This is a genomic window from Arthrobacter sp. zg-Y750 (assembly GCF_020907365.1).
Taxonomy (GTDB): domain Bacteria; phylum Actinomycetota; class Actinomycetes; order Actinomycetales; family Micrococcaceae; genus Arthrobacter_B.
The window spans coordinates 16,309-38,649 of the sequence record NZ_JAJJOC010000007.1 but is presented as its reverse complement, the minus strand read 5'-3'; the positions used below and the strand labels follow the sequence as shown (position 1 = coordinate 38,649).

Here is a 22,341-nt window from a genome sequence, read left to right as displayed (position 1 = left end):
CGCTTGTCCGGGTCAGCCGGCGTTGCCCTGCGGGCGGGCTTCCTTAGCGGCCTTCGCGGCCTGCTGGGACTCCAGCCAGGACTGCACGTCCTCCATCCGGATCCGGCGGTGCGAACCGCGGTACTCCACCGGGATGATGCCGGCGTCGGTCAGGTTCCGCAAGTAGGTGTGCGATATTCCGGCAGCAGCAGCGGCCTGCGAGGTAGTCAGCAGAGGCATGGGTCCGGCCGGCAGGGGTGCGTCCTGACCGGCTTCCGCGGGAGCGGGTGCCGCGGTGGACAGGGTTACGGGGGACCCTTCCGCAAGGCGCGAGAGCAGGTCCAGTACGGCGTCGCGGGCGGTGTCCGGCAGGCGCAGTGCCGTGCCGTCCACGAAGACCGTTACGTCGCCGGCGGCGAGGGCCCGCTTCAGGGCACGGATGTCTTTGTCCGGCAGCGCCGGTACGGTTCGGGAACTCTGGCTCATGGCCCTAATCTTGCCAAACGAATCTGCCCCCGGCAGCCACCCAAGCCGTGTGGGATCGGCCTGGACATGATCAAATGGCGGGAGGAGCGGGCGCCGCAGCACCGGCCGGGCGGGAACACAGCGGCTGCAGGGCAGGGATTTCAAGGGAGAGTTCATGGCTATCAACGGCAGCAGGTCCATCCGCGGCGCAGTCCTGGAAACCATTGGCGCCCCGCGCCCCTACGCCCGGTCCCGGCCCGTGGCCGTCCGTGACCTGATGCTCGACGCCCCTGGCCCGGGAGAGATCCTCGTGCGCATTGAAGCTGCCAGCCTGTGCCACTCGGACCTGTCCGTGGTGAACGGCAGCCGGGTCCGGCCGCTGCCCATGCTGTTGGGCCATGAGGCCGCCGGCAGGGTGGAGGAGCTGGGGGAGGGGGTGGAAGACCTGGCCGTGGGCCAACGCGTGGTGATGGCCTTCCTGCCGCGCTGCGGCGAATGTGCCGGTTGCCGCACGGACGGCAAAATGCCGTGCCTTACGGGTTCGGCGGCCAACAACGCCGGCACCTTGCTCGACGGCGGCATGCGCCTGCACGGCGAAGACGGGGAGGAGGTGCGCCACCACTTGGGGGTCTCCGGCTTCGCCAGCCACGCGGTGGTCAACCGTAAATCCGTGGTTCCGGTGGAGGATGACATCCCCCCGCAGGTGGCGGCCCTGCTGGGCTGCGCCGTGCTTACCGGCGGCGGCGCGGTGCTGAACCCTGCCCGCCCGGGCAAGGACGACGACGTCGCCGTGGTGGGACTTGGCGGCGTCGGCATGGCAGCCCTGCTGACCGCACTTTCCCTGGAGGTCCGCAGTGTGATCGGCATCGACTCCCTGCCGGAGAAACTGGCCCGGGCAAGGGAACTGGGGGCGGACGCCGTCTACACTCCGCAGGAAGCGCTCGAGGCCGGGATCCGCCCAGCCCTGGTCATCGAGGCCGCCGGGCACCCCCGTGCGTTTGAAACTGCCGTTCGGATCACCGCTGCCGGCGGGACCACCGTGACGGTGGGGCTGCCTGCTCCTGATCAAACTGCCGAAATTCTGCCGCTGACCCTCACTGCGGAGGCCCGCACCATCATCGGCAGCTACCTTGGCTCCGCGGTTCCGGCCCGGGACATCCCCGTTTACGCCCAGCTGTGGCGGGAGGGGAAGCTGCCGGTGGAGGAACTGGTTTCCTCGACCATCGCCCTGGATGACATCAATGCCGCCATGGACACCCTGGCGGACGGAAAAGCCATCCGCCAGGTGATCCTGTTCGAGGACCCGGCAGCCCCGGTATCCCGTGGCTAGGCCGCCGCTGCGCGGCTGGGAGCCGGACATCCTCGGAGAGGGCTTCGAGCAGCTCACCCTGGACCTTCCCGGCGGCAACGTTGCGACCCTGGTCCGCTACACGCCGGCCCCGGGAAATGAGGTACTCCCCGCCGGTGTCCGGCAGGTTCCGGAACTGATGCTTTCCGGCGTGGATGCCGGCAGCGAAGGCTTGGATGTCCTGTACGTGCACGGCTGGTCCGATTACTTTTTCCAGACCGAGCTCGCGCGCTATTGGGCTGCGCAGGGGGCCCGGTTCTTCGCCCTGGACCTGCACAACTACGGCCGCAGCCTGCGCCCCGGGCAGGAACCGGGGTATGTGCAAAGCCTCAGCGACTACGACGCGGACCTGGAAGCGGCGCTGGACGCCATGGGCCAGGGTGCAGCGGACGCCCGGCCCCTGCTCCTGCTGGGCCATTCCACCGGTGGCCTCACCTTGTCCACGTGGGCCTACCGTCACCCGGGACGGACCGCGGCACTGATCCTGAACAGTCCCTGGCTGGAGTTCCAGGCAACGGAACTGGCCCGCCGCATGATCTCCCCGCTGGTCAGCATGCAGGCACAGCGCCGGCCGCGGATGCCGCTGCCTCCGGTGGATCCGGGCATCTACAGCCGGACGGTGTCCGCGGCTTTTAGCGGCGAATGGAACTACAACACACAATGGCGGCCGGTCCGGGGCTTTCCGGTGACCGTGGCGTTCCTCAATGCGGTGTTTTCCGCTCAGGCCACCGTAGCCACCGGGCTGCGGCTGAACGTGCCCGTGCTGGTGCTCCTCTCGGACAAGAGCTACCTGCACCCGCGCTGGTCTGAAGATGCCGAACGATCCGACGTTGCCCTGGATGTGAATGTGGTGGCCCACCGGGCGCTATCGCTGGGCCCCTCGGTCAGCGTGGTGCGGATAGCCAACGCCATGCATGACGTGTTCCTCTCTGCCCCGGTGGTCCGGGCGCAGGCCTACAATGCCATCACTCGGTGGTCCGGCGGGTACCTGCGGGCCCGCGCCTAGTCAATCAACTCGTAGGCGGGAAGGGTAAGGAAATCGGGGTAATCCGCTGACAGGCTGATCGAGCCGATCAGTTTGCTGGCCGGCTCGAAATACCCGGTGTACATCTCCTCTGACACCTCGCCGCGGAGCCGCTCGGTCTCCTCCGCCAAGAGCCGGCTGACCAGGTCCTCGGTCACGGTCTCTCCGGTGTCCTCCAGGACTACGTGGTTCCGGACCTGCTGCCAGACCTGGGAACGGGAAATCTCGGCGGTGGCGGCGTCCTCCATCAAATTGCGGATGGCCACGGCGCCGTTGCCAGAAAGCCAGATGGCCACATAGTTGACGGCCACGTACAGGTTGGAGCGCAGCCCGGCCTCGGTGATCGACCCGCCGGCGGTGCTGACATCGAGCAGGTCCGAGGCGGTAACGGACACGTCTTCGCGCAGCCGGTCCACTTGGTTCGGCTTGTCGCCCAGCACGCCGTCGAAGACCTCCGTGCAGGTGGCCACCAGATCCGGGTGGGCCACCCAGGAACCGTCAAAACCGTCACCGGCCTCCCGGGTCTTGTCCGCCTTCACCTTTTCCAGCGCAGCTGCCGTGGTTTCGGGTTCCCGCCGGTTGGGGATGAAGGCAGCCATGCCGCCCATGGCGAAGGCACCCCGGCGGTGGCAGGTCTTCACCAGCAGCTCGGTGTATGCCCGCATAAACGGTGCCGTCATGGTCACGTCCGCGCGGTCCGGCAGGAGGAAGGACTTCCCGGCGTCGCGGAAGACCTTGATCATGCTGAACAGGTAGTCCCACCGCCCGGCGTTCAGGCCCGAGGCGTGCTCCCGCAGTTCGTAGAGGATTTCCTCCATTTCAAAGGCCGCCGGAATGGTCTCGATCAGCACGGTGGCGCGGACCGACCCCTGCGGCGCGCCCACGTACTCCTCGGCAAAGCCGAAGACATCGTTCCAGAGGCGGGCTTCGAGGTGGCTCTCCATCTTGGGCAGGTAATAGTACGGTCCCTGGCCGTTTTCCAGCAGCTGTTTCGCGTTGGCGAAGAAGTGCAGGCCGAAGTCCACCAGCGCACCCACGGCAGGTTCGCCGTCGATCTGCAGGTGTTTTTCCGGCAGGTGCCAGCCGCGCGGGCGCATCACGACGACGGCGAGCGGAACGTCCGTGCGCAGTGAGTATTCCTTGCCGTCCGGTGAAGTGTAGGAAAGGTCGCCGCGGGCTGCACGGTAAAGGTTCACTTGGGAATCCACCAGGTTGTGCCACGTGGGCGTGCAGGCGTCCTCAAGGTCGGCAAGCCATACCTTGGCCCCCGAGTTCAGGGCGTTGATAGCCATCTTGGCGGGGGACGCCGGACCCGTCATTTCCACCCGGCGGTCCTGCAGCGCGGCCGGCGCCTCGGCGACCTTCCAGTCACCGCTGCGGATATCAGCGGTTTCGGAAAGGAAATCCAGCGTTCCGCTGGCCGAGACCTCCCGGCGTCGGACAGCGCGGGCGGCCAGGCGCTCGTCGCGGGTGCTGCGGAAGCGGCGGTGGAGTTCTTCAATGAATTTCAGTGCTTCGGGAGTCAGGATGTGCTCCGCTCCCTCCGCGGGGGAGGAGTCGGTTACTTCAACGGCCATGATGGTTCTCCTGTGAACGGTGCCCCGGCGGAGGGGGAGTGGCGGAAACCAGCGGGAAAACAGGCGGGTGATCCCGGTTACTTCTTCCGTATCGTGGATATTATTGTCTGGTAAATGGAAGTTCAAGGGTGCCGTCACCGCCACTGGGTCATCGCGGCCGTGAGGTGTTCCCGTGCCCGGGCCAGCCGCCCGCGCACCGCCGGCGGGCTGATACGCAGGGCGGCACCGATCTCCGCATAACTCTGGCCGTGGACCTCGCGCAGCAGCCAGCAGGCCCGCTGGTCCGCCGGCAGCAGGGACAGTGCGCGCCGCAGGGTTTCAAGTTCTGCGGAAACCTCGGCACTGTGGTGCGGATCGGCTCCGCGCCGGGTTGCCCCCGCATCCAGTGCCGCTGCCAGGTGCTCGGTTCCGGGCAGGTCCTGCGGATGCGCGGTGCGGTGGCGGAGTACGTCCAGGCAGCGGTTGGTGGCGGTGCGGTAAACCCAGCCGCCGAACGCCTCGCCCCGGTCCAGTGTGGGCAGCATCCGCCAGCCGGCCGTGAGGGTGTCCTGGACTACGTCCTCGGCGTCGCCGCGGTCCCGCAGCATCCGGTAGGCGAGCCGGAACAGCCGCCCCTGATAGAGGGCCACCAGATATTCGAAGGCTGGGAGGTCGCCGCTCCGGGCCTGCGCCACCAACGCAGCCTCGTCCGGGAGGGAAAGTGCGGTCCCGGCACGGCCGCGGGGAGAATGGTTATGTGCCGCCTGCGGCAGCTCGGATCCTGCCATGGTGTCCCTGTTCCGTCCGGCAGCGACCGGACCATGCCCCGATTTTCCCAGAGGGCGGACCCGGGCGGAACAACACCGTCCCGGGCGGCGGGAAAGATAGCCAAACTTTGGCTTTCGCCGTGACGAATCCGGCCCGCGCACGTCATTAATTCTGTAAGGGACGTGCGCGGTGAGTCCGCGTTGATACGCAGGAGATGATTTCCATGGCAGATCCGTCAAAGACCCCCACGCCGTCAGCGCCCAGTCCGCGGGGCGCGCAGAGCGTCGAAAGCGCACAAGGGATGCAGGGAGCACCAGGGCAGGGAGCACAGGGGCAGGGCACACTGAGCACCCCGGAAGCGCCGGCGCCCCCAGACGCCCAGCGCAGGTCGGGGCCGCTGCAGACACCCCGGGGCGACACCACCATTGAGGAAACCGTGGTGCAGAAGCTCGCCGGCATGGCCACCCGAGAGGTGCCCGGGGTGTATGCCATGGGCAATGCGGCGCGCCGGGCCTTCAGTTCCATGACGGAACGGATACCGGGTTCGCAGACAAATGTCAGCAACGGCGTCTCGGTGGAAAAGGGTGAGCGGCAGGCGGCGGTGGACGTCAGCATTGTGGTGGAGTACGGCTACTCCGTAGTGGAGGTCAGCCAGGGCATTCGGCGCAACGTCATCCGGTCCGTGGAAAACGCCACCGGGCTGGAGGTCCTCGAAGTGAACGTCAACGTCACCGACGTGCACCTGCCCGGGGACAACCAGGACGAGGACGACGACAGCCAGGATGCCAAGCCGTCCAAGAGCCTTGAGTAAACAACAACCAAAAGGAGGACTCCATGTCTGCAACGCGGTGGTGTCTGGTAGTCGGGCTGGTGCTGGGAATCGTGCTGGCCTTCGGTGGTTGGGTGCCGTTCCTCATCACGCTCCTGTTCGGCTTGATTGGACTGATGGTGGGGCTGGTGGCGGACGGGAAGGTGGACGTCCAGGGAATGCTCGGTAGAGCGTCGAGCCGATGAGTATGCCCTCGGCGCAGGTGCCGCTGCGGCCGGCCCGGGACATCAATGACCGCGGGGAAACCGTCCTGGCCCGGCGGGTGCTCGAAAAAACCGCCAGCCAGGTGGCCCGGGACGAAACCTTCGCCGGCGGCAGCAGCGGAGGCTTCCTGGGCATAGGCGTACGGGCGGACCTTTCCGCCCGGCCGGATGCCAGCGTCCAGCTGGCCGGCAATATCGCCAGCCTTAAAGTGACGGTGGGACTGCCTTATCCGGTGCCGCTGCGCCAAGCCACGGAACAGTTGCGGCGGCGGATCACCGAACGGGTCACGGCCCTGACCGGGGTGCAGGTGCGGCAGGTGGACATCACGGTGGCCTGGCTCCGTCCGCCGCAATCCGAACCCCGCCGGAGGAAGCTGCAATGAGTGCCAGAATCCATCCGCCGGTGTCCATGCGCCGCCGGCCCAGCCGGTCCGTACCGGCAACGATCACCGCTGTACTGCTGCTGGCCCTCGGAGTGGCCCTGGTGTGGGCCGCGGTGCTCCGGCTCGTCAACGGAAGCTGGCCGGTGTTCGTCACTGAACCCCTGCGCTGGCTCCGGGAGACCAGCTGGGACAGCACCCAGGGATGGACCGCCGCCGTCATCCTGGGCGTGCTTGGCCTGATCCTGCTGCTGTGCGGCATCATTCCGGGCGAGTACCGCTCCCTGCCGCTGCGGGCCAAGCCGGTGAACATGCCGGGGATGCCGGGAGCGGCGGACACCGGCGGAGTACCGTCGGTCCGGGGCGGCGAAACCGTGGTGATGAGCCGCCGGGCAGTTGCCCGGCTTGCGGCCTCCACATGCGACCACATTGACGGGGTGGCATCAGCTTCCGCCACCGCCTCCGCGCGCCGGGTCCACCTGGACGTCACGACGGCGCTGCACGGCACCTCCGACCTGGAGCACTGGGTGGTGGACGGGGTGCGCTCCCGCCTGGCGGCCACCGGCCTGGACCCCGTGCCGGAGGTTACCGCCAGCATCCGGACCAGGGAGTAGGAAGGGCAGTCCTATGAGAGCACATGCCGGACCAGCGAACCGGACCTGGCTGATTGTCCTGGGGATCATCCTCCTCGCCGCCGGGGTCCTGGCTGCACTGATCGCAGGAGGAGCGCTCAAAGGCACGGCCGCTGCGGACCCGTCGGAACCACTGCTGGCGGACGGGGAAGGTTTCCTCAGCGGGGAGTACGCGCCGTGGGGTGTCCTGCTCGCCGGAGTGGTGCTGGGGCTGCTGGGCCTGTGGTGGCTGCTCGCCCAGATTCCGCGGAACCGGGCGGCGGGAACGTTCCGCCTGCAGGAAGACCCCACGCACGGCATCACGGTGTGCGACCCGCAGATCCTGGCGGCCGCAGCCAACCGTGAAACCGCGGAGCTCCCCGGCGTGGTGGGCTCAACCGTCCGGCTGCGCGGCACAGCCGACGAACCGGACCTGGCCATGAAGGTCACGGTGAACTCGGATGCCGATGTGCAGGGCGTAATCGGCCGGATCCAGCACGAAGTAGTCCCGCACCTGGTTTCCGCGCTGGAAGTGCCGCTGAATACCTTCGGGCTGGAAATTGACGCAAGCGCCAAGGCGGGCGCCCCGGGAGGCGGCGCAGCGGTCAGCTCCCGGGGGACAGTGGTTTATTAGCCGCGGACCGGTGTTCCGGCGTCGGCCAGTCCGGCGTCGGCCAGTCCGGCGCGCTCGCGGGCGACGGCGTCGCGGTGCGCTGCCACCCGTGCCTGGTGCACGGGAGTGCGGCGCAGGAACGCGTACACAATGCCCAGGAGGACAAACCAGATGGGGGTCACCAGCAGGGCCTGCAGCGTGTCCGGCTGGGTGGTAAGGGCCCACAGGAGGAACGCGAAGAACGCGAACACCGCGTAAACCATGACGACGCCGCCGGGCATCGGAAACTTCGACGCCGCGTGCAGCTGCGGGCGGCGCTTCCGGTAGACCAGGTAACTGGCCAGGATGATGGACCAGACGAACATAAAGCACAGCGCCGAAATGGTGGTCACCAGGGTGAAGGCCGCGCTCACCGACTCGCCTGCGTACAGCAGGACAACGCCGGCCAGCAGGAAGGTGCAGGAGAAGAACAGTGCGTTCTGCGGGACCTTGCGCCGGGACAGCCGGCCGAACGGCCGGGGGGCGTCGCCGTCGTGCGCCAAACCGAAAACCATGCGCGAAGTGGAATATATCCCCGAGTTCGCCGACGAAGCCGCGGAAGTGAGCACCACAAAGTTCACCACGGCCGCAGCAGTGCCGAGCCCGGCGAGGGTGAACATGCCCACGAACGGGCTCTCGTCGGCGCTGAACTCGTCCCACGGCACCACTGCCATCAGGATGGCCAGGGCGCCTACGTAGAAGAGCAGGATGCGGATCGGAATGGAGTTCACGGCGCGCGGCAGGTTCTTTTCGGGATCCTTGGTTTCGGCGGCGGCGGTGCCCACCAGCTCGATGCCGACAAAAGCGAACACGGCAATCTGGAAGCCGGCAACAAAGCCCATGGGTCCGGTGGGGAAGAACCCGCCGTGCTCCCAGAGGTTCCCGAAGCCGGCCGTCACGCCGTCGCCGTGGGTGAAGCCGGTAAGGATCATCACCAGGCCCACCACAATCAGGGTCAGGATGGCCACAATCTTGACCAGCGCGAACCAGAATTCGGTTTCACCGAAGGCCTTCACCGAGGGCAGGTTCAAGGCCAGCAGCAGCAGGATGCAGGCCAGCGCCGGAATCCACAGTGGGGCGCTGCCCCACCAGAAGGTCACGTAATGGGCAATCGCCACTACGTCGGCAATGCCGGTGACCACCCAGCAGAACCAGTAGGTCCAGCCGGTGAAGAAGCCGGCCCAGGGGCCGAGGAGGTCCGCGGAGAAATCGCTGAAGGACTTGTAGTTGAGGTTCGAGAGCAGCAGTTCACCCATGGCCCGCATCACGAAGAACAGCATGAAGCCGATGATCGCGTAGACGAAGATCACGGACGGGCCGGCCACGGAAATGGTTTTGCCCGAGCCCATGAACAGGCCGGTGCCAATGGCTCCGCCGATGGCCAGCAGCTGGATGTGGCGGCTGGACAGGGAGCGGGCAAGATGCGGCTCGGGGGAGTTGTTTTGCGGCGCGGAAACAGCGCTGTCGCTCGGGGGGCGGGTAATGCGCTCAGACATCAAAATCCTTCTAATAGGCACCCGCCGGCAGCTAACCGCCGTAATCGCCTATGCCGCTCCCCGGGGGGACAGCACCCTGCTGTTGGCGCTGCCGCCGACATTTCAGTTTGAAAGCCGCTTGCTGGCCCCGTCAAATCAAGGGATTGTGACGTTGCAGGTCACAGGGCACATTCGAGGCCGGCTGCTCCCCCGCGCCCGGGTGTGTCGAGGGGTTGAGGCGGTGCAGGCGGCAGGTTAGAGTTTGCTGTGTCACATGCTTGTGACACCTACAAATGAACATGCCTTTATCAGCCGTGGCGGGAGAGTCCTGCCGGATGCACATGAGCATCGCGCCGGGCGCCGTAGGAGCAAACCCTCCCCGGGAATCTCTCAGGCCCCTGTACCGCCAGGGCGAGGCAACTCTGGAAAGCAGTTCCGGCACGGCCGGAACTCACCGACGGTGCAAGCGGAAGTACACCCGCGGAATCTCTCAGGTCCAATACAGAGCGGGGAGGAGCCTTCGTTAGTTGGCGTACCCCCGTCTGCCTTTCCTGGAGCCCCTCATGCCTGTAGATCCGTCCTCCCCTACCCTTGCCGCCGCGTTTGCGGACCGGCATATCGGTGCCCGTGCCGACGCCGTTGACACCATGCTCAAGGCCGTGGGGTATGACACCCTGGACGGGCTGGCAGACATGGCCGTTCCCGCCGCCATCCGGCAGGGCTTCCCGCTGGTGCTGGATCCGGCAAAATCCGAAGAGGAAACCCTCGCCGCCCTGCGGAAGATCGCCGGGAAGAACAAGACCGCCGTCCAGATGATCGGCCAGGGCTACTACGGCACCCACACCCCGCCGGTGATCCTGCGCAACGTCGTGGAGGACCCCGCCTGGTACACCGCCTACACCCCGTACCAGCCCGAAATCTCCCAGGGCCGCCTTGAAGCGCTGCTGAACTTCCAGACCATGGTCCAGGACCTCACCGCCCTCCCCATTGCCAACGCCTCCCTGCTGGATGAAGCCACCGCCGTGGCCGAAGCCGTGCTGCTGATGCGCCGCTCCAACAAGGCCCACAGCAACGGCGCCATTGTGCTGGACTCCGAAGCCTTCCCGCAGACCATCGCCGTGGTGAAGGGCCGCGCCAAGGCGCTCGGCTTCGACGTCATCGTTACCGATCTGGCCAACGGACTCCCCGAGGGCGAGCTGGCCGGCGTCGTCCTGCAGCAGCCCGGCGCCTCCGGTGTGGTCCGCAACCAGGCGGCCCTGATTGCGGAAGCCAAGGAACGCGGTGCCCTGGTGACCGTGGCCGCGGATCTGCTGGCCCTGACCCTGATCACCCCTCCCGGTGAGCAGGGCGCGGACATTGCCGTGGGTTCCGTGCAGCGCTTCGGTGTCCCGCTCTTCTTCGGCGGCCCGCACGCCGCCTACATGGCCGTGCGCAAGGGACTGGAACGGTCGCTGCCCGGGCGACTGGTCGGCGTTTCCAAGGATTCCGCCGGCACCCCCGCCTACCGGCTGGCCCTGCAGACCCGCGAACAGCACATCCGCCGGGAGAAGGCCACGTCCAACATCTGCACCGCGCAGGCGCTGCTGGCCATCGTGGCGTCCATGTACGCCGTCTACCACGGACCCGAAGGCCTGACGGCGATTGCCCGCCGCGCGCACGAGTCCGCCCGGTCCCTGGCCACCGCCCTGCGGGCCGCCGGCGTCGAGCTGCTGCATGAGTCCTTCTTCGACACCGTGACAGCCCGCGTTCCCGGCCGTGCCGCGCAGATCATTGCCGCCGCCGAAGCGAAGGGCATCAACCTGCGTTCCATCGACGCTGACACCGTGGGCATCTCCGCGGATGAGACCACGACGCCGGCCGTCATCGCCGAGGTGGCCGCCGCGTTCGGTGCCTCCCCGGTGGATTCGGCGGACGGCTTCGGGCTGCCCGCGGACCTGCTGCGCACCTCGGAGTTCATGACGCACCCGGTGTTCGCCTCCTACCGCTCCGAAACCCAGATGCTGCGCTACCTGCGCCGCCTTTCGGACCGTGACCTGGCCCTGGACCGGACCATGATCCCGCTGGGCTCCTGCACCATGAAGCTCAACGCCACGGCCGAAATGCAGGCCATGACCTGGCCCGAGTTCGCCTCCATCCATCCCTTCGCCCCGGATTCCCAGACCGAGGGCTGGCGGGAACTGATCGCGGACCTGGAACAGAAGCTGGCCGTCATCACCGGCTACGACACGGTGTCCATCCAGCCCAACGCCGGCTCGCAGGGCGAACTGGCCGGGCTGCTGGCCATCCGCGGCTACCACCACTCCCGCAATGATGAGCAGCGCACCGTCTGCCTCATCCCGGCCTCGGCCCACGGCACCAACGCTGCCTCCGCCGTCCTGGCCGGGATGAAGGTGGTGGTGGTTGCCACCGCCGACGACGGCGCCATCGACCACGCGGACCTGCGTGCCAAGATCGACGCGCACCGGGAGAACCTCGCCGCGATCATGATCACTTACCCCTCCACGCACGGCGTGTTCGACGACGACGTCCGCGACGTCTGCGAGGCCGTGCACGAGGCCGGCGGCCAGGTCTACATTGACGGCGCCAACCTCAACGCCCTGGTCGGGCTGGCCCAGCCGGGCGAATTCGGCGGCGACGTTTCCCACCTGAACCTGCACAAGACGTTCTGCATCCCGCACGGCGGCGGCGGTCCCGGCGTCGGACCCGTGGCAGCCAAGGCCCACCTGGCACCGTTTATGCCCGGCGACGCCGCCACTTGGACCGACGGCGAGGACATCCCCGTCTCGGCGTCGCGCTTCGGCTCCGCCGGCGTGCTGCCCATCTCCTGGGCCTACGTGAACCTCATGGGCGGTGAGGGCCTGACCAGCGCCACCAAGCACGCCCTGCTTGCGGCGAACTATGTGGCCGCCCGCCTGAACGAATACTTCCCGGTGCTCTACACCGGCAAGGGCGGACTGGTGGCGCACGAGTGCATCCTGGACCTGCGCGAACTGACTGCGAAGACCGGCGTCACTGCCGAAGACGTGGCCAAGCGGCTGGTGGACTACGGCTTCCACGCCCCCACCCTGTCCTTCCCGGTGGCCGGCACCCTGATGGTGGAGCCCACCGAGTCCGAGGACCTGGGCGAAATGGACCGGTTCATCGACGCGATGATCGCCATCCGCGCCGAAATCGACCAGGTGGCGGCCGGGGACTTCACCCTCGAGCAGAGCCCGCTGCGCAACGCGCCGCACACCGCCACCGTGGTGGCCGGCAATGAGTGGGACCGCGCCTACCCGCGGGAGCAGGCGGCCTTCCCGCTGCGCAGCCTGCGGACGGACAAGTACTTCCCGCCGGTGGGCCGCATTGACGGTGCCGCCGGGGACCGGAACCTGATCTGCTCCTGCCCGCCCATCGAAGAGTTCGAGAACTAGGGGATACTCCAGTGACTGAGAAATACACCGCGCTCTACGAGGCGCACAAACAGCTGGGTGCCTCCTTCACCGACTTCGGGGGCTGGCAGATGCCCCTCAAGTACAGTTCGGAACTGGCCGAGCATAAGGCCGTGCGCAGCGCCGCCGGCCTGTTCGACCTCTCCCACATGGGTGAGGTGGAGGTCACCGGTCCCGACGCCGGAGCGTTCCTGGACTACGCCCTGGTGGGCAAGCTTTCCGCCGTGAAGCCGGGACGGGCCAAGTACTCGCTGATCACGAACTCCGACGGCGGAATCATTGACGACCTGATCAGCTACCGGCTGGCGGAGGACGCCTATCTGGTGGTCCCCAATGCCGGCAACGCGGACACCGTGGCCGCCGAGCTGGCGGCCCGCGCCGAAGGCTTCAACGTCACCGTGAAGAACGTGTCCGCCGAGACCTCGCTGGTAGCGGTGCAGGGACCGGCCGCCGAGGCCATCCTGCTGGCCCTGGTTCCGGCCGGGCAGCGCGACGCCGTCACGGGTATGAAGTACTACGCCGCAGACACCGTGGACCTTGCCGCGGGGGAGCGCAGCCTGGACCTGCTGGTGGCCCGCACCGGGTACACCGGCGAGGACGGGTTTGAGATCTACGTCCCCAACGACGACGCCGCGGCCCTCTGGGAAGCGCTGCTTGCCGCCGGCTCGGACTCGGGCTTGGTTCCGGCAGGTCTGGCCTGCCGCGATTCCCTCCGCCTGGAGGCGGGTATGCCGCTGTACGGCAACGAGCTCACCCTCGACACCGATCCCTACGCGGCTGGCCTCGGCCCCGTGGTCGCCCTTTCCAAGGACGGTGACTTCGTGGGCCGTGCAGCCCTCGAAGCCCGCAAGGAAGCCGGTCCGGCCCGCACCCTGGTGGGCCTGAAGGGTTCCGGCCGCCGTTCGGCCCGCAGCTCCTATCCGGTCCTGAAGGACGGCAACGTCATCGGTGAAGTCACGTCCGGCGCTCCCAGCCCCACCCTCGGCTACCCTGTCGCCCTGGCCTACGTCGACGCCCCCCATTCAGCCCCCGGCACACTCCTAGACGTCGACCTCCGCGGCAAGCCTGAATCCTTCACGGTGGTGGAGCTTCCGTTCTATAAGCGCGAGAAGCGCTAAGGCGAGACACGTTGGTGGTACGGCATTCGTGTAGCCCCGCATCGCCGAGCGAGGAACGAGCGAGGTGTCTAAGAGGCGGCGAATGCCGCCCCGGGGGCACTCGGAACCTAGACTTTGAACCAGACACGATCAACCTTTCGAGAGGCCCAAGATGAGCAAAGTAAACGCAGGACTCCGCTACTCCGCCGAACACGAGTGGGTCGACTCCTCCAGCCCCATCCGCGTTGGCATCTCCGCCGTCGCCGCTGATGCCCTCGGCGACGTGGTCTACGTTGACCTGCCCGCCGTCGGCGATACGGTCACAGCCGGCGAAACCTGCGGCGAGGTTGAGTCCACCAAGTCCGTCTCGGACCTCTACGCCCCGGTTTCGGGCGAGATCGTGGAGATCAACCAGGAAGCCATCGACAACCCGGCCCTGCTCAATGAGGACCCGTACGGCGCCGGCTGGCTGTTCACCGTCAACGCCACGGCCGAGGGTGAACTGCTCAGTGCCGAGGAGTACGCAGAGAAGAACGGCGGCGAACTATGAGCGATTTCCTCAACTCGTCCCTAGGGGACGTTGATCCCGAGGTAGCCGAGCAGATCGACAACGAGCGGCGCCGGCAGCAGCAGGGGCTGGAAATGATTGCCTCCGAGAACCACACCGCGGTGGCCGTCATGGAGGCGCAGGGCTCGGTGCTGACCAACAAGTACGCCGAGGGTTACCCGGGACGCCGCTACTACGGCGGCTGCGAATACGTGGACGTCATTGAGCAGCTGGCCATTGACCGCGCCAAGGAGCTCTTCGGAGCCAACTTCGCCAACGTGCAGCCGCATTCCGGCGCGCAGGCCAACGCCTCGGTGATGCACGCCCTGATCCGGCCCGGCGACACCATCCTGGGCCTGTCCCTGGCGCACGGCGGGCACCTGACCCACGGCATGAAGATCAACTTTTCCGGCCGGCTCTACAACGTGGTGCCGTACAACGTCTCGGAGACGGACCACCGCGTGGACATGGCCGAGGTGGAAGCACTGGCCAAGGAGCATCAGCCCAAGCTGATCGTGGCCGGCTGGTCCGCCTACGCGCGCCAGTTGGACTTCGCCGAGTTCCGCCGCATCGCGGACGAGGTGGGCGCCTACCTGATGGTGGACATGGCGCACTTCGCCGGCCTGGTGGCCGCGGGCCTGCACCCGAGCCCGGTGCCGCACGCGCACGTTGTCACTACCACCACGCACAAGACCCTCGCCGGTCCGCGCGGCGGCATCATCCTCTCCAACGACGCCGACATCGCCAAGAAGATCAACTCTGCTGTCTTCCCCGGCCAGCAGGGCGGCCCGCTGGAACACGTCATCGCCGGCAAGGCCACGGCCTTCAAGATCGCCGCCACCCCTGAGTTCCGCGAACGGCAGGAGCGCACGCTGGCCGGCGCTCGGATCCTCGCCGAACGCCTGCTGGCCGACGACGTCGCCGCCGCGGGGATTTCTGTCGTCTCGGGCGGAACCGACGTGCACCTGGTGCTCGTAGACCTGCGCAACGCCGAGCTCAACGGGCAGGAGGCCGAAGACCGGCTGGCCCAGATCGACATCACCGTGAACCGCAATGCCGTGCCTTTCGACCCGCGCCCGCCCATGGTCACCTCCGGCCTGCGGATCGGCACCCCGGCACTGGCCACCCGCGGTTTCGGCGAGGACGCGTTCCGCGAGGTAGCCGACATCATCGCCTCTGCCCTGGTCGCCGGACCGGAGCAGGACCTGGCACCGCTGCGCGAACGGGTTACGGCCCTGGCGCAGTCCCACCCGCTGTACCCCGGCCTGGCGGACCTTTCCGCAGCACCGGCTGCAGCACACCGTTAGGAAATACCCCTTGGCTGTTGGCGTTTTTGACCTGTTCACCGTGGGCATTGGCCCCTCGAGCTCACACACCGTGGGTCCGATGCGTGCCGCTGCCGTGTTCGCGGAGGAACTGGTTACCGCCGGCATCCTGTCCGCCGTGGCCGGCCTCCGCGTAGACCTGTACGGGTCCCTCGCGGCGACCGGCCGCGGCCACGGCACCATGACCGCCGTCCTGCTGGGGCTGGAAGGATTCGCTCCGGAACTGATCCTGCCCGAACAGGTGGAGGACCGGCTGGCGGACATCCAGGCCACCCGGAAGCTTCAGCTGTGCGCCCAGGTTCCCGGCGCCGTCGCCCGCCCGCTGGAATACGGCGAGGCGGACATTGTGCTGCACCCGCTCACGGTGCTGCCCCGGCACACCAACGGCATGAAGTTCGCGGCGCTGGACGCCGACGGCGCGGTGCTCCGGGACGCGACCTTCTTCTCCGTAGGCGGCGGCTTTATTGTCCGCGACGGCGAGGAGCGGGCCGACGCCATGGAACTGGAGGCCAGCAAATCCGAGCTGCCCTATCCGTTCCGCACCGCGGCCGAACTGCTGCGGCACTGCACCGGCACCGGGTTGAGCATCAGCGAGGTGATGCTCGCCAACGAGCGCGCGGCCCGGTCCGAGGCGGACATCCGCGCCGGCCTGCTGCACATCCGCGACGTGATGGAGGAATGCAAGAATTCCGCCATCCGGCGCGAGGGGCTGCTGCCCGGCGGACTGAAGGTCCGCCGCAGGGCCCCGGCCTGGCACACCCGGCTGCGGGCCGAGGATCCGAACCGGGATCCGAAGTTCTGGCAGGAATGGGTGAACCTGGTGGCGCTGGCCGTCAATGAGGAAAACGCTTCCGGCGGCCGGGTGGTCACCGCGCCCACCAACGGTGCCGCCGGGATCATTCCGGCCGTGATGTTCTACGCCACCCACTACGGCCCCGGCATGGAAAACGCCACGCAGGAGCAGAAAGACGACGTTGTGGTCCGGTTCCTGCTGGCAGCCGGTGCCGTGGGCGTGCTCTACAAGGAGCAGGCCTCCATTTCCGGCGCCGAGGTGGGCTGCCAGGGTGAGGTGGGGTCGGCGTCGTCCATGGCCGCAGCCGGACTGGCGGAAATCCTGGGCGGCACCCCGGAGCAGGTGGAAAACGCCGCCGAGATTGCGATGGAACACAACCTGGGCCTCACCTGCGATCCCATCGGCGGGCTCGTGCAGGTGCCCTGCATCGAACGCAACGCGATTGGCGCCGCCAAAGCTGTCAACGCGGCGAAAATGGCCCTGTGGGGCGACGGCGACCACCGCGTATCCCTGGACGAGGTCATCGTGACCATGCGTGAAACCGGCCGCGACATGAGCTCGAAGTACAAGGAAACCGCGCTCGGCGGCTTGGCCGTGAATGTGGTGGAATGCTGATTCCGTCCCCGTAACGGGTTGAGGCTCCGCCATCCGGGTGCTAAACCGTAAGTACACTTACTGTTGGTTCACCGGAAGGAACGCATCATGGCGGAACGCGGCAACAGCACTCACGGGCGCCGGCTCGATGACGAAATGAAGTCTGAGACCTCCGGGCTGACCCGAAACACCCATCCGGACCATGTGGCGGAGTGGCGCCAGCCCGAGCCAATGCCCGACGACACGGATTCCGAGGACGTGCTGGCTGCCCTGGACCCGAACGGCACCGCACCCGCCGGTGGGGCAGCAGTGGCCTTTACCAGCGAAGCAACGGAGGCCGAGGATGCCTAAGACCGGCAAGAACGGCTCGCCGACCCGGAAGGCCCGGCAGGGCTAGGGTCCGAACCAGCCGGGGCCGGCGGCCGGGGACTTAGCCGCGGCCGCCGAACGGCATCCCGGCGGCGGTCAGCACCAGCGAGCGGACGTTCGCCGACGCCGGGGCAGAGGCCATGAACAGCACGGCCGCTGCGGCTTCCTCCGCCGGGAAGCACGGCTCCTGCGCCCGGGTACCGTTGGCCTGCAGCGCGCCCTGGCCGCCGCCGATTCCGCTGAGCAGTTCCGTAGCGGCATTGCCGATGTCAATCTGCCCGCAGGTGATGCCGAAGGGGCGTCCGTCCAGGTCAATGGACTTGGTCAGCCCGGTCACCGCGTGCTTGGTGGCCGTATAGGCGGCCGACAGCGGGCGGGGCGTGTGCGCCGAAATGGACCCGTTGTTGATGATCCGGCCGCCCTGCGGGGACTGTGCCTTCATGTGCCGCACCGCAACGGCGGTGCACAGCATGGTGCCGGTGACATTGACCGCCAGCGTCCGGTTCCAGTCCTCAAGGCTGAGTTCGTCAATGCTCCCGGTGGGGCCGAAGGTCCCCGCGTTGTTGAACAGCACGTCCACCCTTCCGAACGCCCCGACGGCCGCGGCGAAAAGCCGTTCGACGTCGTCGGGCACCGTAACGTCGGTGGGTACCACGAGGGCCCGGGGAGATCCGTCCGCGGTTTCGCGCAGCTCCGTTTCGCGGCGGCCCGCCAGCACCACCTGGAAGCCGTCGGCCAGGAAGGCCCTCGCGGCGGCACGGCCAATGCCGGAGCCGGCACCGGTGACCACCGCAGTGCGGGGCGGGGCGGCGTCGTGCGGCTGCGTGGGCAGGGGATTCGTGTCCATCCTCCGATTCTGCCTTGCCGTCCCCGCCGGCCGCACCGTTTCCCCGAACCGGTCGGTTCGCTTCGACTGCCGCGGAGGTTGGCGGCGGACGCAGCCGATTCCCGGCGGGGTCTGGTGGGCGGTGCGCTGCCGCCCTACGATACCAAGGACAGTCTCGGTGGTTCCTGGCAGCGCACTACCCCCAACAGCGGATCGGGATCATTCCATGTCGACCATGAAGTACACCGCGGAACCGGATGGAACGTTCGTTGCCCCCCGGGTCGTGCCGGTATCCAAGGGCCGAATTGTCGTCAGCTGGATCACCTCAACGGACCACAAGACCATCGGCTACATGTACCTGATAGCGTCCTTTGTCTTCTTCTCGCTGGCCGGTGTGATGGCCCTGATCATCCGGGCGGAACTTTTCGAACCCGGGATGCAGATCCTGCAAACCCGGGAACAGTACAACCAGCTGTTCACCATGCACGGCACCGCCATGCTGCTGATGTTCGCCACCCCGCTCTTCGCCGGGTTCGCCAACGTGATCATGCCCCTGCAGATCGGGGCGCCGGACGTCGCGTTCCCGCGGCTGAATGCCTTGGCGTTCTGGTTCTTCCTGTTCGGGTCCTCCGTGGCGATGGCGGGGTTCCTCCTGCCCCAAGGTCCCGCCTCCTACGGCTGGACTGCCTATACGCCGTTGTCCAGCACTGAATTCAGCCCCGGTGTGGGCGGAGACCTCTGGGTCTTCGGGCTGGCGCTGTCCGGTTTCGGCACCATTCTGGGCTCGGTCAATTTCGTCACCACCATCACCTGCCTGCGTGCCCCGGGGATGACGATGTGGCGGATGCCCATTTTCACCTGGAACACCCTGGTCACCTCGATCCTGGTGCTGATGGCCTTCCCGCCCCTGGCGGCTGCCCTGTTCGCCCTCGGTGCGGACCGCCGGTTCGGCGCGGACATCTTCAACCCGGAGCGCGGCGGGTCCATCCTCTGGCAGCACCTGTTCTGGTTCTTCGGCCATCCCGAGGTGTACATCATTGCCCTGCCGTTCTTCGGGATCATTTCCGAAATACTGCCGGTCTTCAGCCGGAAGGCCATCTTCGGGTACAAGGGGCTGGTATTTGCCACCATCGCCATCGGCGCCCTGTCCATGACCGTCTGGGCGCACCACATGTATGTGACCGGGTCGGTGCTGCTGCCGTTCTTCGCCTTTATGACCATGCTGATTGCGGTGCCGACGGGGGTGAAGTTCTTCAACTGGATCGGCACGATGTGGCGGGGATCCGTAACGTTTGAGACGCCCATGCTGTGGAGCATCGGCTTCCTGATCACCTTCCTGTTCGGCGGGCTGACCGGCGTCATCCTGTCCTCCCCGCCCCTGGACTTCCACGTGTCGGACACCTACTTCGTGGTGGCGCATTTCCACTACGTGGTCTTTGGAACTGTGGTGTTCGCAATGTTTGCGGGCTTCTATTTCTGGTGGCCAAAATGGACCGGAAAGATGCTTAACGAGCGGCTCGGGAAGCTGCATTTCTGGCTGCTTTTCCTCGGCTTCCACACCACGTTCCTGATCCAGCATTGGTTGGGCGTGCTCGGAATGCCGCGCCGTTATGCAGACTATTTGGTGGAGGACAATTTCACCGGAATGAACCAGCTCTCCACTATCGGGGCGGGCATTCTGGCGCTGTCCATGATTCCGTTCTTCTGGAATGTGTACATCACCTGGCGGCACGGCAAGAAGGTGGAAGTGGATGATCCGTGGGGCTTCGGCGGATCGCTGGAGTGGGCCACATCCTGCCCGCCGCCGCGCCACAACTTCACCTCCCTGCCCCGCATCCGCTCCGAGCGGCCGGCTCTGGACCTGCATCATCCGGAATTGATGGCCCGCGCGAACAGCGCCGCGAATTCCCCGGCGGAGAAACTCTTCGGTGCCGCCGACATGGGGAGCGAAGAGCCGCAGAATCCCGATCCGCGGCAATAGGTCGGCGGCTCCACGCAGCACCGCACCGCACGCCGCCGCGGCTCCCGCTCCTCACGGACGGGAACCGCGGCGGCTGCTGTGTTTAAGATGCGCCTGAACCGTTGACCCTGCGCACAGCCCGGGCCTAGTGTCGGACCCATCCTCACCGCGTACATGCCCCCGGGGCAGCCCCCGGGAACACCAAACGGCGGAGGGCAAACGGTGTGGAAACAAAAACAAGGGAGTTTTTGTGAAGACGCAGGTAGCCGCATTCCAACAGCCGCTCGAACCCATCGCCGGATCCCTGGCCCTGTCCGCAATCCTTGCAGCGCTGCCCCTGCTCCTGTTATTCGTGATGCTGGGCGTGTTCCGGATGAAGGCCTACCAGGCGGCCCTGATCAGCCTGGTGCTCTCCATCCTCCTAGCCATCCTCGGCTGGCGGATGCCCGTGGGGCAGGTCCTCTCCGCCACCGGGCTTGGCGCGTTCTACGCCGTCTTCCCCATCCTCTGGATCCTGATCAACGCCCTGTGGATCTACAAACTCACCGTAGCCACGCCCTGGTTCGAGGTGCTGGGCCGCACCATCCGGTCGATCTCCGATGACCTGCGCATCCTCTCCATCCTGATCGCTTTCTGCTTCGGCGCCCTGCTGGAATCCTTGGCCGGATTCGGTGCTCCGGTGGCCATTGCTTCGGCCATGCTGATGGCTGCCGGCATGAAGCCGCTCAAATCCGCCGTCGTGGCGCTGCTGGCCAATACGGCGCCGGTGGCCTTCGGTGCCATGGCGGCACCGATCATCGCCCTGAACGGCGTCACCGGCATCCCGCTGCAGGAACTGTCCTCCATGACCGGCCGGCAAACACCCTTTATAGCGCTGGTGGTTCCGCTGATCCTGGTTTTCCTGGTGGACGGCAAACGCGGGGTGCGGCAGACCTGGCCGGTGGCCCTGGTGGCCGGGGCGGCCTTCGGGCTGTCCCAGTTCGTGGCGTCCAACTTCTTCATTGTGGAACTCACCGATGTGGTGGCCGCCGTGGTCACCGTGGTGGCCGTGCTGCTGATGCTGCGGGTCTGGCAACCGGTGGAAATCATCGGAATGACCGGGGAAACCCGGGAAGCGGAGGAGGCCGGGGAGCGCGTAGCCGAAACCGCCGGCGCGGATACTCTCACCGGACCCGGCCGCAGCGACCCTCTGGCCACGGGAGCGACGGGGGCCCCGGGCACCGGGGGAGCCACCGCCGTCGGCGACGGCGGCCGCGTCCCCAAAGAAGACGGCGGGGCGCGCGGCAGCGGTGATACCGGTGCATCCGCGGGGACCGGCCGGCCTTCCGGGCATGACGTGTGGATGGCGGTTGCCCCCTACCTGGTCATTATTGCCGTGTTCTCCCTGGCCCAGGTCCCCGGCATCAAAACCTGGCTGACCAGCATCGGCAGCACCACGTTCTCCTGGCCGGGCCTGGACGTCACCGGTTCCAACGGCAAACCCGTGGCCGCCCAGACCCTGCGCTTCGACCACATCCGCGCCACCGGAACCCTGCTGCTTTTCTCCGGCATCATCACCATGATCCTGTACCGGATTACGCCACGGCGCGGGGTCCGGGTGTACGGCGAGACCCTGGTGCAGCTGCGCTGGACCATCCTGACCGTCTGCGCCGTCCTGGCCCTGTCCTTTGTAATGAACCTGTCCGGGCAGACCACCACCTTGGGGGTCGCACTGGCCTCCGCCGGCGGCTTCTTCGCCATCCTGTCCCCGCTGCTCGGGTGGATCGGCGTGGCACTGACGGGCTCCGACACCTCCTCCAACTCCCTCTTCGGTGCCCTGCAGGTGGCGGCGGCGAATGAAACCGGACTCTCACCCACGCTGATGGCCGCCGCCAACTCCTCCGCCGGCGTGATGGGCAAGATGCTCTCGCTGCAGAACCTGGCCATTGCCGCCGCCGCCGTGGGCCTGAACGGCGCCGAATCCACGCTGCTGCGCAAGCTCATTGGCTGGAGCCTTGGCCTGCTCGCGTTCCTCACCCTGCTGATCTGGCTGCAGTCCACCTCGATCCTGGGCTGGATGGTGCCCTGAGCGCCCCGACCGCAAACGCCCCGAAGCAAAAGGAGTCATCC

Annotated in this window: 20 protein-coding genes and 1 riboswitch; of the genes, 15 read left to right on the top strand and 5 right to left on the bottom strand. The window is 67.1% G+C overall.

Translation table 11 applies throughout. The annotated features are described in order from the left end of the window. Positions 1-12: 12 nt before the first annotated feature. Positions 13-465 (bottom strand): helix-turn-helix domain-containing protein, encoded by a 453-nt coding sequence (locus LOC57_RS04425; RefSeq protein ID WP_229958389.1) that lies wholly within the window; start codon positions 463-465, stop codon positions 13-15. A gap of 154 nt (positions 466-619) precedes the next feature. On the opposite strand from LOC57_RS04425, the gene LOC57_RS04420 reads away from it, so the two are divergent. Further along, positions 620-1,774, top strand: a complete 1,155-nt coding sequence (locus tag LOC57_RS04420; RefSeq protein ID WP_229958387.1) for an alcohol dehydrogenase catalytic domain-containing protein — start codon at positions 620-622, stop codon at positions 1,772-1,774. Then, positions 1,767-2,798 (top strand): alpha/beta hydrolase, encoded by a 1,032-nt coding sequence (locus LOC57_RS04415; protein ID WP_229958385.1) that lies wholly within the window; start codon positions 1,767-1,769, stop codon positions 2,796-2,798. The genes LOC57_RS04420 and LOC57_RS04415 overlap by 8 nt, the downstream gene beginning before the upstream one ends. On the opposite strand, the gene aceB is transcribed toward LOC57_RS04415, so the two are convergent. Both aceB and LOC57_RS04405 read right to left on the bottom strand, forming a co-directional pair. Next, complete coding sequence (gene aceB, locus LOC57_RS04410) at positions 2,795-4,393, bottom strand: malate synthase A (RefSeq protein WP_227912110.1); 1,599 nt, start codon at positions 4,391-4,393, stop codon at positions 2,795-2,797. The genes LOC57_RS04415 and aceB overlap by 4 nt on opposite strands. Before the next feature lie 134 nt (positions 4,394-4,527). Further along, a complete protein-coding gene (locus LOC57_RS04405; RefSeq protein WP_227912109.1) occupies positions 4,528-5,160 on the bottom strand; it encodes an RNA polymerase sigma factor in 633 nt (210 codons plus the stop codon). Positions 5,161-5,363: 203 nt separating this feature from the next. On the opposite strand from LOC57_RS04405, the gene LOC57_RS04400 reads away from it, so the two are divergent. Genes LOC57_RS04400 through LOC57_RS04380 form a run of 5 tightly spaced genes read left to right on the top strand, consistent with a single transcriptional unit; the run spans position 5,364 to position 7,797 of the window. Then, positions 5,364-5,951, top strand: coding sequence for an Asp23/Gls24 family envelope stress response protein (locus LOC57_RS04400; protein ID WP_227925812.1), 588 nt, complete (start codon positions 5,364-5,366; stop codon positions 5,949-5,951). Positions 5,952-5,974: 23 nt separating this feature from the next. Beyond that, positions 5,975-6,154, top strand: coding sequence for a hypothetical protein (locus tag LOC57_RS04395; protein WP_227912106.1), 180 nt, complete (start codon positions 5,975-5,977; stop codon positions 6,152-6,154). Continuing rightward, complete coding sequence (locus tag LOC57_RS04390) at positions 6,151-6,555, top strand: Asp23/Gls24 family envelope stress response protein (RefSeq protein WP_227912104.1); 405 nt, start codon at positions 6,151-6,153, stop codon at positions 6,553-6,555. Before LOC57_RS04395 ends, LOC57_RS04390 begins: the two co-directional genes overlap by 4 nt. Continuing rightward, the gene (locus LOC57_RS04385; protein WP_227912103.1) at positions 6,552-7,166 is read left to right on the top strand and encodes a DUF6286 domain-containing protein; all 615 of its coding nucleotides are present in this window, start codon (positions 6,552-6,554) and stop codon (positions 7,164-7,166) included. Before LOC57_RS04390 ends, LOC57_RS04385 begins: the two co-directional genes overlap by 4 nt. A 13-nt stretch (positions 7,167-7,179) precedes the next feature. Beyond that, positions 7,180-7,797 (top strand): alkaline shock response membrane anchor protein AmaP, encoded by a 618-nt coding sequence (locus tag LOC57_RS04380; RefSeq protein ID WP_227912100.1) that lies wholly within the window; start codon positions 7,180-7,182, stop codon positions 7,795-7,797. Here the strand turns inward: LOC57_RS04380 and cycA are convergent. Further along, positions 7,794-9,311, bottom strand: a complete 1,518-nt coding sequence (gene cycA, locus LOC57_RS04375) for a D-serine/D-alanine/glycine transporter (protein ID WP_229958383.1) — start codon at positions 9,309-9,311, stop codon at positions 7,794-7,796. The two genes, LOC57_RS04380 and cycA, sit on opposite strands and share 4 nt — an antisense overlap. 287 nt (positions 9,312-9,598) lie before the next feature. Next, a riboswitch (glycine riboswitch) is annotated at positions 9,599-9,706 on the top strand. 147 nt (positions 9,707-9,853) lie between these two features. Between cycA and gcvP the strand changes: the two genes are divergently transcribed. The 6 genes from gcvP to LOC57_RS04345 all read left to right on the top strand — a co-directional run bounded on the left by gcvP (position 9,854) and on the right by LOC57_RS04345 (position 17,428). Further along, entirely contained in the window at positions 9,854-12,703 is a 2,850-nt protein-coding gene (gene gcvP, locus LOC57_RS04370) for an aminomethyl-transferring glycine dehydrogenase (protein WP_229958381.1), read from the top strand. Positions 12,704-12,714: 11 nt separating this feature from the next. Then, positions 12,715-13,839: a glycine cleavage system aminomethyltransferase GcvT gene (gcvT, locus tag LOC57_RS04365; RefSeq protein ID WP_229958380.1), complete on the top strand. Its 1,125-nt coding sequence runs from the start codon at positions 12,715-12,717 to the stop codon at positions 13,837-13,839. A 151-nt stretch (positions 13,840-13,990) separates the two neighbouring features. Next, positions 13,991-14,368 (top strand): glycine cleavage system protein GcvH, encoded by a 378-nt coding sequence (gene gcvH, locus LOC57_RS04360; RefSeq protein ID WP_227912093.1) that lies wholly within the window; start codon positions 13,991-13,993, stop codon positions 14,366-14,368. Continuing rightward, entirely contained in the window at positions 14,365-15,672 is a 1,308-nt protein-coding gene (gene glyA / locus LOC57_RS04355; RefSeq protein WP_227912091.1) for a serine hydroxymethyltransferase, read from the top strand. Before gcvH ends, glyA begins: the two co-directional genes overlap by 4 nt. A 10-nt stretch (positions 15,673-15,682) precedes the next feature. Continuing rightward, positions 15,683-17,098 (top strand): L-serine ammonia-lyase, encoded by a 1,416-nt coding sequence (locus LOC57_RS04350; protein ID WP_229958378.1) that lies wholly within the window; start codon positions 15,683-15,685, stop codon positions 17,096-17,098. Between the two features lie 87 nt (positions 17,099-17,185). Further along, positions 17,186-17,428, top strand: coding sequence for a hypothetical protein (locus LOC57_RS04345; protein WP_227912088.1), 243 nt, complete (start codon positions 17,186-17,188; stop codon positions 17,426-17,428). A 79-nt stretch (positions 17,429-17,507) separates the two neighbouring features. Here the strand turns inward: LOC57_RS04345 and LOC57_RS04340 are convergent, their stop codons facing one another. Continuing rightward, positions 17,508-18,293, bottom strand: coding sequence for an SDR family oxidoreductase (locus LOC57_RS04340; RefSeq protein ID WP_227925803.1), 786 nt, complete (start codon positions 18,291-18,293; stop codon positions 17,508-17,510). Between the two features lie 205 nt (positions 18,294-18,498). Between LOC57_RS04340 and ctaD the strand changes: the two genes are divergently transcribed. After that, complete coding sequence (gene ctaD, locus LOC57_RS04335; RefSeq protein WP_227912085.1) at positions 18,499-20,253, top strand: aa3-type cytochrome oxidase subunit I; 1,755 nt, start codon at positions 18,499-18,501, stop codon at positions 20,251-20,253. Between the two features lie 229 nt (positions 20,254-20,482). Next, positions 20,483-22,300: an L-lactate permease gene (locus LOC57_RS04330; RefSeq protein ID WP_229958376.1), complete on the top strand. Its 1,818-nt coding sequence runs from the start codon at positions 20,483-20,485 to the stop codon at positions 22,298-22,300. Positions 22,301-22,341 lie beyond the last annotated feature (41 nt).